At 66.8% G+C, this 12,875-nt stretch carries 14 protein-coding genes; 10 read left to right on the forward strand and 4 right to left on the reverse strand.

The genetic code is table 11. From position 1 onward, the window contains the following. Positions 1–6: 6 nt before the first annotated feature. Complete coding sequence (locus IBX18_RS18235) at positions 7–1,134, reverse strand: TIGR03364 family FAD-dependent oxidoreductase (protein WP_194834785.1); 1,128 nt, start codon at positions 1,132–1,134, stop codon at positions 7–9. A 97-nt stretch (positions 1,135–1,231) separates the two neighbouring features. Here IBX18_RS18235 and IBX18_RS18240 point away from each other — a divergent pair, with 97 nt between their 5' ends. Beyond that, positions 1,232–2,002 (forward strand): GntR family transcriptional regulator, encoded by a 771-nt coding sequence (locus tag IBX18_RS18240; RefSeq protein ID WP_194834786.1) that lies wholly within the window; start codon positions 1,232–1,234, stop codon positions 2,000–2,002. Positions 2,003–2,021: 19 nt separating this feature from the next. On the opposite strand, the gene IBX18_RS18245 is transcribed toward IBX18_RS18240, so the two are convergent. Next, complete coding sequence (locus IBX18_RS18245; RefSeq protein WP_228541278.1) at positions 2,022–2,870, reverse strand: C1 family peptidase; 849 nt, start codon at positions 2,868–2,870, stop codon at positions 2,022–2,024. 271 nt (positions 2,871–3,141) lie between these two features. On the opposite strand from IBX18_RS18245, the gene IBX18_RS18250 reads away from it, so the two are divergent. Beyond that, positions 3,142–3,792, forward strand: a complete 651-nt coding sequence (locus IBX18_RS18250; RefSeq protein ID WP_194834787.1) for a papain-like cysteine protease family protein — start codon at positions 3,142–3,144, stop codon at positions 3,790–3,792. A gap of 203 nt (positions 3,793–3,995) precedes the next feature. After that, on the forward strand, positions 3,996–4,376 hold the full coding sequence (locus tag IBX18_RS18255; RefSeq protein WP_194834788.1) for a hypothetical protein: 381 nt from the start codon (positions 3,996–3,998) through the stop codon (positions 4,374–4,376). Positions 4,377–4,506: 130 nt separating this feature from the next. On the opposite strand, the gene IBX18_RS18260 is transcribed toward IBX18_RS18255, so the two are convergent. Next, positions 4,507–5,517: an LLM class flavin-dependent oxidoreductase gene (locus IBX18_RS18260; RefSeq protein WP_194834789.1), complete on the reverse strand. Its 1,011-nt coding sequence runs from the start codon at positions 5,515–5,517 to the stop codon at positions 4,507–4,509. A 186-nt stretch (positions 5,518–5,703) separates the two neighbouring features. Here IBX18_RS18260 and map point away from each other — a divergent pair, with 186 nt between their 5' ends. From map to IBX18_RS18285, 5 genes are all read left to right on the forward strand, one after another. After that, positions 5,704–6,567, forward strand: coding sequence for a type I methionyl aminopeptidase (gene map, locus IBX18_RS18265; protein WP_135232371.1), 864 nt, complete (start codon positions 5,704–5,706; stop codon positions 6,565–6,567). Between the two features lie 97 nt (positions 6,568–6,664). Further along, complete coding sequence (locus IBX18_RS18270) at positions 6,665–8,221, forward strand: cobyric acid synthase (RefSeq protein ID WP_194834790.1); 1,557 nt, start codon at positions 6,665–6,667, stop codon at positions 8,219–8,221. A gap of 104 nt (positions 8,222–8,325) precedes the next feature. Next, a complete protein-coding gene (locus IBX18_RS18275; protein ID WP_306796310.1) occupies positions 8,326–8,613 on the forward strand; it encodes an AbrB/MazE/SpoVT family DNA-binding domain-containing protein in 288 nt (95 codons plus the stop codon). Next, the gene (locus tag IBX18_RS18280) at positions 8,610–9,002 is read left to right on the forward strand and encodes a PIN domain-containing protein (RefSeq protein ID WP_194834791.1); all 393 of its coding nucleotides are present in this window, start codon (positions 8,610–8,612) and stop codon (positions 9,000–9,002) included. The genes IBX18_RS18275 and IBX18_RS18280 overlap by 4 nt, the downstream gene beginning before the upstream one ends. Before the next feature lie 47 nt (positions 9,003–9,049). Further along, positions 9,050–9,613, forward strand: coding sequence for an alpha/beta hydrolase (locus tag IBX18_RS18285; protein ID WP_194834792.1), 564 nt, complete (start codon positions 9,050–9,052; stop codon positions 9,611–9,613). Here IBX18_RS18285 and IBX18_RS18290 read toward each other — a convergent pair. After that, positions 9,593–10,663 carry an alpha/beta hydrolase gene (locus tag IBX18_RS18290; protein ID WP_194834793.1) on the reverse strand — a complete coding sequence of 357 codons (1,071 nt, stop codon included), beginning with the start codon at positions 10,661–10,663 and terminating at the stop codon, positions 9,593–9,595. The genes IBX18_RS18285 and IBX18_RS18290 overlap by 21 nt on opposite strands. Positions 10,664–10,862: 199 nt before the next feature. Between IBX18_RS18290 and mqo the strand changes: the two genes are divergently transcribed. Continuing rightward, positions 10,863–12,392, forward strand: a complete 1,530-nt coding sequence (mqo, locus tag IBX18_RS18295; protein WP_194834794.1) for a malate dehydrogenase (quinone) — start codon at positions 10,863–10,865, stop codon at positions 12,390–12,392. 18 nt (positions 12,393–12,410) lie between these two features. Further along, positions 12,411–12,860, forward strand: coding sequence for a GNAT family N-acetyltransferase (locus IBX18_RS18300; RefSeq protein WP_135232365.1), 450 nt, complete (start codon positions 12,411–12,413; stop codon positions 12,858–12,860). Positions 12,861–12,875: the final 15 nt, after the last annotated feature.

The raw sequence follows: 12,875 nt of genomic DNA on the forward strand, positions 1-12,875 counted from the left end.
CACTCCTCACAAGTTCAGCAGGTCGGCGGTGTGTTCGCCGAGTGCGGGGCCGAGGGTCATGCCGCGGCCGCCGGGGCCGGTGATCACCCAGATGTGCGCGCCCGCCGCGGCGCGGGTGACGATCGCGGTCGGGTCGACGCTCTGGCTGTACACGCCGGCCCAGCGCCGAACCACCTGCGGCAGTTTGCGTCCGAGTAATTCCTCGGTGACCGCGGTGAGGTGCTCGTAAGGCGCCTCGTCCACGTCGAAGGCGAACGGCTCGTCGTATTCGTGGGTGTCGCCGATGGTGAGCCCGCCGTGCAATCGCTGCACGCAGAGCAACTGCATCTTGTGCTCGGCGGCGGTCGCGGACTGGGACTGTTCCCGGTTCAGCGTGTCCACCTCGTCGCCCGCGAAACCCGGGTAGTAGCGGAAGCTGTCGCCGTCGGCGATGGCGGTGGTGAGCGGTTCGCCCAGCGGCGCGGTCTGCATCATCTGCAAACGGACCCGGCGCACCGGCAGATCCTCGACCAGCTCACGGGTCAGCCCGCTGTGCGCGGCGCCGGGGCAAACAAGCGCCAGATCGGCCTCGAAGCGGCGGCCCTGATCGTCGAGCACGGTGGCACCGGTGGCGGTGTCGAGCACCGACCTGGCCTCGGTGGCCGCGTGGAAGGTGTATCGGCCGGTGGCGGCCAGGTAGGCGCGCAGCGCGGGCAGCGCCTGACGCGATTCGACCGCGGCGTCGGTCGAACAGTGCAGTCCGGCAAGGAATTTCCCGCGCAGGGCGGGATTGATCGCGCGCACCTGATCGGGGCCCAGCAGTTCGAAGCCGCGGGTCTCGGCGGTCGGTCCGGCCGCGGCCTGCTCGGCGACGGCGAGTTCGGCGGGGGTGCGCACCAGCGTGATCGATCCGGCGGGACGGAATCCGACAGCGGGGACCTTGCCGCCGATCTCCTCCCACAGCTGCCGCGAGCGCAGCGTCAGCTCCAGCTCGGCGGCGGAGCGCCCGGAGACCCAGACCAGGCCGAAGTTGCGGACCGTGGCGCCGCGGGCCTCGGTCTCCCGCTCCAACTGCACCACTTCGTGACCGCGGCGGACGGCGGCCAAGGCGTGTGCGGTGCCGAGGATTCCACCTCCGATGATGACCAATCGCATGGCCTCATCGTGCACATTGGTCTAGACCAAGCGGTGTTGCCTGTGCGAACGCCAGGTTAATAATTGGTATAGACCAATTGCGGGTAGGCTGTGCCGCATGGAAGCAACGGAGGTCGGTGCGGACGTGGCGCCCGGCGACACGCGTGACGGGCGAGCCGAATTCGCGCTGCCCGACCGGCTGCCGAAGTCGTACCGCGTGCGCACCGAACTCGAGACGATCCTGCGCGATCTGAACGAGGGTGATCCGGTGCCCTCCGAACGTGATTTGGCGGTCCGCTTCGAGGTGGCGCGGGAGACCGTTCGCCAGGCGTTGCGAGATCTCTTGGTGGAAGGCCGAATTCGCAGGCAGGGCCGGGGGACCGTGGTCTCGCGGCCCAAAATGGTGCAGCCGCTGTCGCTTCGGTCCTACACCGAGGGTGCCATCAGTTACGGCCGCGTCCCCGGCCGCCTGCTCGTCAGCTGGGACGACGTCCCCGCCGACCCCGACACCGCCCGCGATCTCGCTGTGCCCGTGGGCACTTCGGTCATGCACCTGGAGCGCGTCCTGCTCGCCGACGGCGAACGCATCGGCCTGGAGAGCACCTTCCTGCCGCTGCACCGCTTCGCCGGCCTGCGCACCACCTACGACCCGAGCACCTCGCTGTACGCGGCGGTGCGCGGGTCCGGCGTGATTTTCGGGCAGGCCACCGAACGCATCGAAACCGTCCTCGCCTCCCCCCGCGAGGCCGCGCTCCTCGAATGCACCACGGCCCTACCGCTTTTGCTGCTGCACCGCCGCAGCCTCGACGCCGCAGGCGACCCGATCGAACGCGTCCGCGGCCTCTACCGCGGCGACCGCATCGCCTTCGAAGCGCACCTCACCCAATAGCCCACGCCGATGGCCGCCGTCAGGCGGGAAGCAATCGGCCCATCGAGTGGATTTCGTTCACATCGGCGCCGGTGATGAAGGACCAAGGAGCGGTGAAGAAACCGTTCTTGCCCCAGTTCGGGCCCCATGAATTCTCGACTGTCACGCCTTTTGCGTCGTAGGCGACGATGGTGACCTCGTGGCCGCCGAGGATTTTCTCGCGGGCCGATGGGTTGTAGTTGTCATTGGTGCTGTCCAGGGCTTCGAAGCTTTCCCTGGCGTCGAAGCCGAAGGGGACCGGCAGGCCGGATGCGATCGCCTTCTTGATGTTGGTGACGATATCGCCCTTGGTGAGATCCTGTGCTCCGGACAGTTTGTAGTGGGTGGCGTTCGCGCGTTCTGCCGTGTCGGGCTGGGTCGTGTAGTCGAAATCGCCCTGCCAGTAGTCGGATTTGGTGTCGATGCCCTGCTGCTGTTCCAGCGGCAACGCGACTCCGGCGTAGGTGCCCTGGTCGCTGCCTTGCGCGATCTGCGCGTAGATGAACATCGGAGCCATCGGATCGCCTGCGATCTGCTGCTCGTTCATCAGCACCCCGTACCCGGTATATCCGGTCGCCCAGGTGACGCACGATCCGACCGGCCCCTGATCGCCCGCGGGTAAAGCGTACTGGCGCAGCGAGTATGCGGCTGGTGGTGCACCGGCCGCGCCCAGTTGAACCGGCAGCGCCGAACCGACGGTGGTGTCTCGGCCGAGGCTGTCGTGCGCGGCCGCGCGGTCGAGTCCGAATGCGTGGTGCTTGATCTGCGGCGAGGGTGCGTCCGGGGCGGCGTGCGCGGTACCGGTCACCGCGAGGCTGATTCCAAGGATGGATACGAAAGCGGTGGACAAGCGCGAATAGTGCAAGGTTCCTCCTGCTGAGCCCCATGATCCATCACTTCCGGATGGAATGATCGGTGAACTGAACAGGGAGTGTTCCACGGCATTTCGGCGACAACAATATAAAAGTCACCTTGATTCCTTTAAGTCGCGGTTAACGGCGGTGTCGCACAAGTAAATCCACCCAAGTCGCCCATTCGCACTATGATTCGATGCGGTGGTATTGCGGCCGAGAGCGCGGATATGTACCGTGCGATGGTATTTCCGCTCGGAAGGATGAGATGTGACGTCGAAATGGAAGCTGTGCTGCCTGGTCTCGATGTTCCTCGCCTTCGCACTGCACGGCTCCGCCGTCGCCGAGCCGGGTCCCGCCGAGCGGAATGCCGCCGGGCATTCCTACGGTTTGGTGGTGACGCCGAACCTGCCTCGGGTTCCGGAACCTCGCGCCGCCGCCTTCGGCGCGCAGACCCTGCCGTATCTCCAGCAGACCCAGATCGCGGATCAGTGGTGCTGGGCCGCCGACGGCTCGTCGATAGCCACGTATCTGCACCGGCCGATCAGCCAGAATCAGTATTGCGCACTGGTACACGGCGTCAGTGCCGAGGGCGCCTGCCCAGATGAGGAGGCGTCGCTCGAACAGATCGCGTCCGCTTTCCGGGGGATCGGTTTCGCCGCGGCCGTCGGTGCGCCGTTGTCGATGGCCAAGGTCATCGATGAGATCTCGGCCGACCGGCCGATCCTCACCGGCATCGCGTGGACGGCAGGCGGCGGGCACGCGCAGGTGATCTACGGCTTCGACACCGATGCCGGCACCGTCACCTACGGGGATCCCTGGCCCACCTCGCGGCGCAGCGTCACACAGTCGCTCGACTCCTATACCCGGAATTCGGACTGGACGTGGTTCGGCGAGGATTACGGCATCGCACTCCAATGAGTGGATCGGTCCTGCGCATCGCGATCGGGCTCTTAGTTGTTGGTCTGGGCCTGTCGGGGTGTGCGGATCGCGGTGCACCCGCGACGGTGTGGGAGAGGGAGCCGGACGGCAGTGCCATCGACAGCGCGATCGACACTCTCGCGGCGCAGCGTCTCGTCGGATCGTTCCTTCGATCGTCGGGTGCGTCGAATGATGTTGAGGCCGTGACACTTCAGCGAGCCGGCGCCCCGGTCATGGTGTATGCGACCTACCCGTCGTCCGCTGACGATTCCGGACACTCCCTCGAGCGTGCCGGGATCGAGTCCTACATCGCGGTGCCGGTTAGGGTGGCCGGGCGCAATGCCGCCGACACGTTGCAGTTGGAACCGTCGCCACCGTATCTGCCACGGGCGATGGCAACGGGAGTAGAGGAGACGAGCCGGCCACGTGCCGCCAGTGCGCGACTGCTGCTCGATTACCCGACCCATACCTGGTTCGCCTGGACGCGAACCCACGTCACCGTGATCTCCTCGGAAGAGACCCCAGCGTTGGCAGGCAATGAACTCAACGCCGAGGCCTTCTATGCCTGGCTCCAATCCCGCTGACCCGCCGAGTCGTTCGCGCGCCGCGCAACTAACTGTTGGATTTCCAGTGCCGCAGGCGATCCGATCGAGCGTGTCCGCGGCCGCTACCGCGGCGACCGGATCGCCTTCGAAGCGCACCTCACCCAGTAACTCAGCGCACCTGCGGGGCGACCTTCTCGCCCAGCAATTCGATGTTGTGCAGGACCTTTTCGTGCGGGAGGGTGCCGACGCTGGTGTGCAGCATGAAGCGGTCGAGGCCGAGGGTGTCGCGGATGTCGGCGACCTTTTCGGCGACGTAGTCGGGGGTGCCGACGAACAGGGAACCTTCCTTGGAGCGCAGGGCCTCGAATTGTGGGCGGGTCATGGGGCCCCAGCCGCGTTCGCGGCCGATGACGCTCATGGCCAGTGCGTACGGCTCGTAGAAGTCGGCGACGGCTTGTTCGTCGGTGTCGGCGAGGTAGCCGTGGGCGTGCACCGCGACCGGCTGCTTCTCGTGGCCGCCTTCGGCGAGGGCGCGGTGGTACAGCTCGACCAGCGGCTTGAACCGGGCGGGCTGACCGCCGATGATCGCGATGGCCAAGGGGAGTCCGAGCAGTCCGGCGCGGACCACCGACTCGGGGCTGCCGCCGACCGCGATCCAGACCGGCAGTGGCCGGTTGTCGGTGCGCGGGTAGACGATGGCGTCGCGCAGCGGTGCACGGAACTTGCCGGACCAGGTGACCGGCTCGTCCTCGCGCAGGTGCAGCAGCAGCGCCAGCTTCTCCTCGAAGAGCTCGTCGTAGTCGGACAGGTTGTAGCCGAACAACGGGAAGCTCTCGGTGAACGATCCACGCCCGGCCATCAGCTCCGCGCGACCCTTGGACAGGCCGTCCAGCGTTGCGAAATCCTGGTACACGCGTACCGGATCATCGGAGCTCAGCACGGTGACCGCGCTGGTCAGTTGGATCTTCTCGGTGCGCGCCGCGATGGCGGCCAGCACCAGCGCGGGGGAGGAGGCGGCGAAGTCCTTGCGGTGGTGTTCGCCGACGCCGTAGACGTCGAGTCCGGCCCGCTCGGTGGCGACGGCCTCCTCGACCACCTCACGCAACCGCTCACCCGCAGTCGGTGCGGGGCGGTCGCCGACGGGGTACAGCTCGGCGAAGGTCGTGAGTCCCAATTCCACGGTCGAGCCTCTTTCCTCTGTAGTGTCGATGTCAACCAATACCGTAAACGGACCGCAGTCCGCAGGTATTCCGCGTGTGTCGACGCCGGTGCGGTCTGGCTCGGCCGCCCTGCATCGGCCGGGGCGCTGCCGCGCCGCTCAGGTCCGGCGCTGCCGCAGCGCGCGCCATCCGATTACTCTGTTCGCATGTCTGTCCGCACTCGCAAGCCGCTCGTTCCCGGCATCCAGTCACCCACCCGCGAGGTCCCGCGCACGATCGAGCGCCCGGAGTACGCGTGGAAGAAGACTGTCAACGAGGGGCGTGAGCCCTGGGTGCAGACGGCCGAGACGATCGACAAGATGCGGATCGCGAGCAAGATCGCGGCGCAGGCGCTGGAAGAGGCGGGCAAGGCCGTCGCGCCCGGCGTCACCACCGACGAGCTGGACCGGATCGCGCACGAGTACATGTGCGACCACGGTGCCTACCCGTCGACCCTGGGCTACAAAGGTTTTCCGAAGTCGTGCTGCACCTCGCTCAACGAGGTGATCTGCCACGGCATTCCGGACTCCACGGTGATCGAGGATGGCGACATCGTCAATATCGACGTCACCGCCTACATCCACGGCGTGCACGGCGACACCAACAAGACCTACCTCGCCGGTGAGGTGGACGAGGAGGTCCGGCTGCTGGTCGAGCGGACCGAAGAGGCCACCATGCGGGCGATCAAGGCGGTCCGGCCCGGCCGGGCGCTGAACGTCATCGGCCGCGTCATCGAGTCCTACGCCAACCGCTTCGGCTACGGCGTGGTCCGCGACTTCACCGGGCACGGCGTCGGCCCCACCTTCCACAGCGGCCTGGTGATCCTGCACTACGACCAGCCCGCCATCGAGTCGATCATCGAGCCGGGCATGACCTTCACCATCGAGCCGATGATCAATCTGGGCGGCATCGACTACGAGATCTGGGACGACGGCTGGACCGTGGTCACCAAGGACCGCAAGTGGACCGCGCAGTTCGAGCACACCCTCGTCGTCACCGACACCGGCGCGGAAATCCTCACCCTGCCGTGAGGCGCCACAGCCGCACACTTCTTGATTTGCCGCACAAGGAATCGCATGCGAATTCGTATGCGGCGCATCAGAAAGTGTGCGGCAAGTGGTTGGTGCCGTGAAAGGCGCCCTGCTGGTCGCGGGGACTACGTCGGACGCTGGCAAAAGCGTTGTGGTGGCGGGCATCTGCCGGATGCTGGCGCGGCGTGGCGTGCGGGTCGCGCCGTTCAAGGCGCAGAACATGTCGAACAATTCCGTGGTCACCCTCGACGGCGGCGAGATCGGGCGGGCGCAGGCGTTGCAGGCGCAGGCGTGCGGGCTCGCGCCGAGCGTGCGGTTCAACCCGGTATTGCTGAAGCCGGGCAGCGATCGGCGCTCGCAGTTGGTGGTGCGGGGTAAGGCGGTCGGCACGGTCGGTGCGCGCGACTATTTCCGGCACCGGCAGGAACTACGCGAGGTGGTCGCGGCCGAACTCGCCTCGCTGCGTGCCGAATTCGACGTCGTGATCTGTGAGGGCGCCGGATCGCCGGCCGAGATCAATCTGCGGGCCACGGATCTGGCGAACATGGGGCTGGCCCAGCCCGCGCGGCTGCCGGTGCTGCTGGTGGGCGATATCGATCGCGGCGGCGTGCTGGCCCACCTGTTCGGCACCGTCGCCATCCTGGAACCCGAAGACCAGCAACTGATTTCGGGTTTTGTGATCAACAAGTTCCGCGGTGACGTCGAGCTGCTGCGCCCCGGCCTGGACCGGCTGACCGAACTGACCGGCCGCCCCACCCTCGGCGTGCTCCCGTATGCCGAGGACCTGTGGATCGACGCCGAGGATTCCCTCGGCACCGTCGCGGACGCCCCGGTCGGTCGTCCGCGCCCGCCGGTCGGTACCGAGTGGCTGACCGTCGCCGCCATCCGCCTGCCGCGCATCTCCAACTCCACCGATATCGAGGCCTTGGCCTGCGAGCCAGGGGTTTCCGTGCGCTGGGCGAGCGAGCCGTCCCGGCTGGCCGGGGCCGACCTCGTGGTGCTGCCCGGCAGCAAGGCCACCGTGTCGGACCTGGAATGGTTGCGGCGCAGCGGAATCGCCGAGGCCCTGCGTGCACGGGCGGCGGCGGGCGGCCCGATTCTGGGCATCTGTGGCGGTTATCAGATGCTGGGCAAGCGAATCATCGACCCGGTGGAGTCGGGCCGCGGACAGGTCGACGGCTTGGACCTGTTGGACCTGGCGGTCGAATTCGCCGACCCGAAGGTGTTGCGCCACAGCACCGGCCATGGGGCCACCGCCGACACCGCGGGAATCCCGATGCACGGCTATGAGATTCACCACGGCCGGGTGGTCGGCAGCGGCGATCCGGCCTGGCTCGACCTCGACGGAAATCCGGAAGGCAGTGTGCGCGGCGCGCTCTGGGGCACCCACTTGCACGGCCTGCTGGAATCGGACGACTTCCGCCGCGCCTGGCTGCGCTCGGTAGCCACAGCCGCCGGACGCACCGGTTTCGTTGTCGCCGAAGACGTTTCCGTCGCCGCCGTACGCTCGGCGCAACTCGATCTGCTCGCCGACCTGATCGAGCAGCACCTCGATCTCGGCCAGCTCGACCGCCTGCTCACCGACGGTGCGCCCGCCCATCTGCCGACGCTGGCAACCCAACTGCTCCCCACCACCGCAACCCTCGGTAACTGAACTGTTGACGTGACGAACGTCGCCCCTTACCTTTCAGTAAGGAATTCGGCTCCGGGTAAGGCGCGGGTCGATGGGCGCGGGAGAAGCACGGGTCGGTGATCGAAGTGGCAGCAGACAAGAAGTCCACCGGTAGGGCGGGAAATGTGGTGTCCGCGACGGTGACCAGCAAGGGGCAGATCACCATCCCGATCGACGTGCGAGTCGCCATGGGTTTGCGGGCCGGTGTCCGGGTCGCCTTCGTTCCGACCGACAACGGTACCTACGAACTGGTGCCGGAGACCCGAACCATCAAGTCGCTCAAGGGGATAGTCGGCTGGTCCGGCTCGCCCATCGGCCTCGCGGAGATGAACGAGGCGATCACCGGCAATGTCGTGGAAGGCAAGCAGAAATGATCGGTCTGGACGCCAATGTGCTGATCCGCTACCTCACCCAGGACGATCCGGTGCAGTCCGCGCGCGCCAATCAGGTGATCGACGGCCTCAGCGAGAGCCGCCCGGGATACGTGACGATGATCGTGCTCGCCGAGATCCACTGGGTGCTGCGCCGCGGCTACAAGCAGGACCCCGAGGCGGTCACCGACGTGTTGCTGGGCCTGCTCGACTCGACCGAGATTGTGGTCGAGCGTGCCGACACCGTGCGCCAGGCGCTGCGCCAGGCCGCCGAGGGCGCGGATTTCGCCGACGCGCTGATCCAGCAACTCGGCCAGGAGGCGGGCTGCGACCTCACCGTCACCTTCGACCACAACGCCGGGGAACGCGCGGGCATGCGTCTACTGGCCTGACGCGAAGATAGGGCTTCGTTCAGCAGACCCGTGTAGCGTCATTCGGCATGAAATCTCGGCAGATCACGGTGGGTGACGGGACCTGGACCGTGCGGGTAGACGGCCCGGAATCTCGGCACAGCGTGCTGCTGCTGCCCGACCTCGGCGACCCGGCGGACGTCTACGACCAGGTGTGTGCCCGACTGCACAATTCGGATCTGCGCACGGTGGTGCTGGAGTCGATCGAGGGCCTAGATGCCGCGGGCGTCACCGCGATCCTGGACCAGATCGGCGTGCCCTGGGCCAACGTCGCGGCCCGTGGCGCGGGCGCCGACCTGGCGTGGCGGGCGTGCGCGGCCGGATTCGGCCGCTTCATCAGCCTCGTGGTGGCCGATCGCGGCCATCCGGCGGCTCCGGGTGCGGACGGGACCGTCGCCGACGCCACGGTCCGTCCAGTCGAGTTGCCGACCACGGTGCTGGTCACCAAGAACCTGCCGCGCTCGGTCGCCGACGCCTCGGGGCGGTTCGTCTACGGCGAGTTCCGCGTGGTCGACGTCGACGTCACCAACGTGGCGACCGAGGCCGACCACGAATTGGCCACCGAGATCGTGCTACGCACCAGCACCTGGTGAGCCGTTGCCGGACTTGGCTTGGTACACGGCGAGCCACTCCAGCCAGCTGTCGAGTTCGGCGAAGGCGTGGGCCAGTGGTTCGGCCGCGGAAAGGAACACATCGTGCTTGGCGCCGTCGATCGGCACGATGTTGGTGCGGTCGCCCAGGCAGCCCGACCAACGCTGAATCTGCTTGACGTCCAACACCGCATCGGCCACGTCGACCGCCGGGCCGTACCGGCGGGCGAACTTCGTCATCCGGGAACGCAGGATCAGCGACGGCACCCCGATGTCGAGCCCGGCGTGCAGTTGCGCGTGGCCGTTGCGGATGGCGCGCAGCCAACCGAACCGAACGGGGAAGCCGTGCAACGGTTTCCAGTCGAGGTTGTAATCCCACTCGCCCGCGACGCTGTGGTGCAGGCTGTCACCGTAGGTGCTGATCTTGCCGCCCGGCAGTTCGATCATCTTCCGAAAACGGCCGAGCGCCTTGATGATCGGCGTCCCGACGGTCCGGTAGTACGACGGCCCCTGCAGATCGAACCAAGGGCTGTTGAGCACCAGACCGGAGACCCCGGCCGCGGCCGTCCCTCGGGTCCGATTGAGCCGATCCAGCCACAGCGGCAAGATCAGGCCGCCGGTCGAGTGTGCGTTCAGGACGACCGGCGCGCCGGTCTCCTCCCGCACGATTCGCAATGCCTCGTTCAACTCGTCGTCATACAGTGCGAGATCGGTCACATAATGCGGCGTCTGCCCGTCGCGCAGTGATCGTCCGCACTTGCGTAGGTCCAGCGCGTAGAAGTGGTAGCCGAGCGTCGCGAAATGTTCGGCGAGATGCTCTTGAAAGAAGTAGTCGGTAAAGCCGTGCACATACAGCACGGCGCCGGCGGTGAGTTCGACATCGTCGCCGGGCAGATAGCGGACCAGCGTGGCCACGGCCTCGCCTTCACCATCGGGATCGGGCCCGAAAGAAAGCGTGCGCTGCTGGTACTTCTCGCCTAGGACATCGGCTTTCCACTCCGCCCCGTGGTGGGTGTCGGTTTTCGTAGCGGCAAGTGAAGTTTCCTTTGTCACATACACAATCTAAGTCACATTCCGCGGTTTCGGCGCGGGGGATCGACGTGGTGAGGTGCACAATTGAAGCTAGGTGAACGGCGGGTAACCTAGCTCCCGCCACGGTTCACGGACCAGAGGCAAGAAACGCAAGCACCGTGCCCAGGCAGGTCCACCCGCCCGGTGGGCCCGCGAGAAGGACAAGGAAGTCGATCTAGCCGTGTCGAACGCTGCCATGACTGAAAAGACCGATGTTGTACTCATCGGCGCCGGCATCATGAGTGCCACCCTCGGCGCGCTGCTGCGCCAACTGCAGCCCGACTGGTCGATCTCCCTGTTCGAGCGGCTCGACGCCGCGGCGGCGGAGAGCAGCGACCCGTGGAACAACGCGGGCACCGGCCACTCGGCCCTGTGCGAACTGAACTACAGCCCGCAGAACGCCGACGGCTCGGTGGACATCACCAAGGCCATCGACATCAACGAGCGGTTCCAGGTGTCGCGCCAGTTCTGGTCCTACGCCGTAGAGAACAACATCCTGGGTGACCCGTCCCGGTTCATCAACCCGATCCCGCACGTGAGCTTCGTGCACGGCGCGGACAACGTCGACTACCTGCGCAAGCGCTACGAGGCGCTGTCGCGGCATCCGTTGTTCGAGGGGATGGAGTACATCGACAGCCCGGACGAATTCGCGCGCAGGCTGCCGCTGATGGCGCGCGGCCGCGACTTCTCCGACCCGGTCGCGCTGAACTGGACCGACGGCGGCACCGATATCGACTTCGGCGCGCTCACCCAGGAACTGCTCGCCTACCTCGGCGCCAGCGGTGCCGACCTGGCCTTCGGCCACGAGGTGCGCGACCTGTCCAAGCAGTCCGACGGGTCCTGGCTGGTCAAGGTGCGCAACCTGCGCACCCGCGAAACGCGCACGCTCATCAGCAAATTCGTCTTCGTCGGCGCGGGCGGCGGCGCGCTGCCGCTGCTGCAGAAGTCCGGCATCAAGGAGATCGACGGCTTCGGTGGCTTCCCGGTGAGCGGGCAGTTCTTCCGCTGCACCAACCCGGAGCTCATCCAGCAGCACGAGGCCAAGGTGTACGGCAAGGCCGCCGTCGGCGCGCCGCCGATGTCGGTGCCGCACTTGGACACTCGCGTCATCAAGGGCACGCCGGGCCTGCTGTTCGGCCCCTACGCGGGCTGGACGCCGAAGTTCCTCAAGGACGGCAAGCTGACCGACCTGTTCAAGTCGGTGAAGCCGAACAACCTGTTCTCGCTGCTCGGCGTCGGCGTCACCGAACTCGGCCTGACCAAGTACCTGGTCAGTGAGCTGCTCAAGTCCCAGGCGGGCAAGGTCGACACGCTTTCGGAGTTCATCCCGCGCGCCGACGGCCGGGACTGGGAGCTGATCACCGCCGGCCAGCGCGTGCAGGTGATCCGGCGCAAGGGCGCGGGGGGCGTGCTCGAGTTCGGCACCGCCGTGGTCGCCGCGGCCGACGGCACCATCGCCGGCCTGCTCGGCGCCTCCCCGGGCGCGTCGACGGGTGTCACCGCGATGCTCGACGTCATGCAGCGCTGCTTCCCCACCGAGTACGCGCAGTGGACGCCGAAGCTCAAGGAGATGATTCCCTCACTGGGCGTCAAGCTGTCCGAAGATCGGGCGTTGTTGCACGAAGTATGGGACTGGACGTCCAAGACGCTGAACCTGACGGGTGGCACAGATAACACGCCAAGGCATGCGGGGGTCGCGGCGAGCCGCTAGGTGTGATAGCAACAGGCGATGATGTCAACGGTTGTTCTCAAACGGTCATGGGCGTTGGATCTCGACACCGCCACCCTCTATCAGCTGTTGAAACTTCGCGTCGAAGTCTTTGTCGTCGAGCAGAAGTGCGCGTACCCCGAGTTGGACGGGCTGGACCTGCTGCCGGAGACCCGGCACTTCTGGCTCGATGACGAGGGCGAGGTGATCGCTACCCTGCGCCTGCTCGAGGAGCACCACGACGGTGTGAAGTCCTTCCGCATCGGGCGCCTGTGCACCGTCGTCCCGGCCCGCGGCCACGGCTACACCACGCGCCTGCTGCAGGCCGCGCTCGCCGAGGTCGGCGAGGCGACCGTGCGGTTGAACGCGCAGACCTATCTCGTCGACATGTACGCCAAGCACGGGTTCAAGCCCGACGGCGAAGAATTCGACGAGGACGGGGTTCTGCACATTCCGATGCGCAAGGGGTGACCGTCCCGCTGGCCG

Origin of the sequence: Nocardia sp. XZ_19_369, assembly GCF_015355715.1 — a bacterium.
GTDB lineage: Bacteria > Actinomycetota > Actinomycetes > Mycobacteriales > Mycobacteriaceae > Nocardia.

Coding starts and splice junctions, on each gene's coding strand:
- IBX18_RS18280 (WP_194834791.1), top strand. CDS start 8,610: ATGATCGGTCTGGACGCCAATGTGCTGATCCGCTACCTCACCCAGGAC.
- IBX18_RS18240 (WP_194834786.1), top strand. CDS start 1,232: ATGGAAGCAACGGAGGTCGGTGCGGACGTGGCGCCCGGCGACACGCGT.
- IBX18_RS18300 (WP_135232365.1), top strand. CDS start 12,411: ATGATGTCAACGGTTGTTCTCAAACGGTCATGGGCGTTGGATCTCGAC.
- IBX18_RS18235 (WP_194834785.1), bottom strand. CDS start 1,134: ATGCGATTGGTCATCATCGGAGGTGGAATCCTCGGCACCGCACACGCC.
- map (WP_135232371.1), top strand. CDS start 5,704: ATGTCTGTCCGCACTCGCAAGCCGCTCGTTCCCGGCATCCAGTCACCC.
- IBX18_RS18285 (WP_194834792.1), top strand. CDS start 9,050: ATGAAATCTCGGCAGATCACGGTGGGTGACGGGACCTGGACCGTGCGG.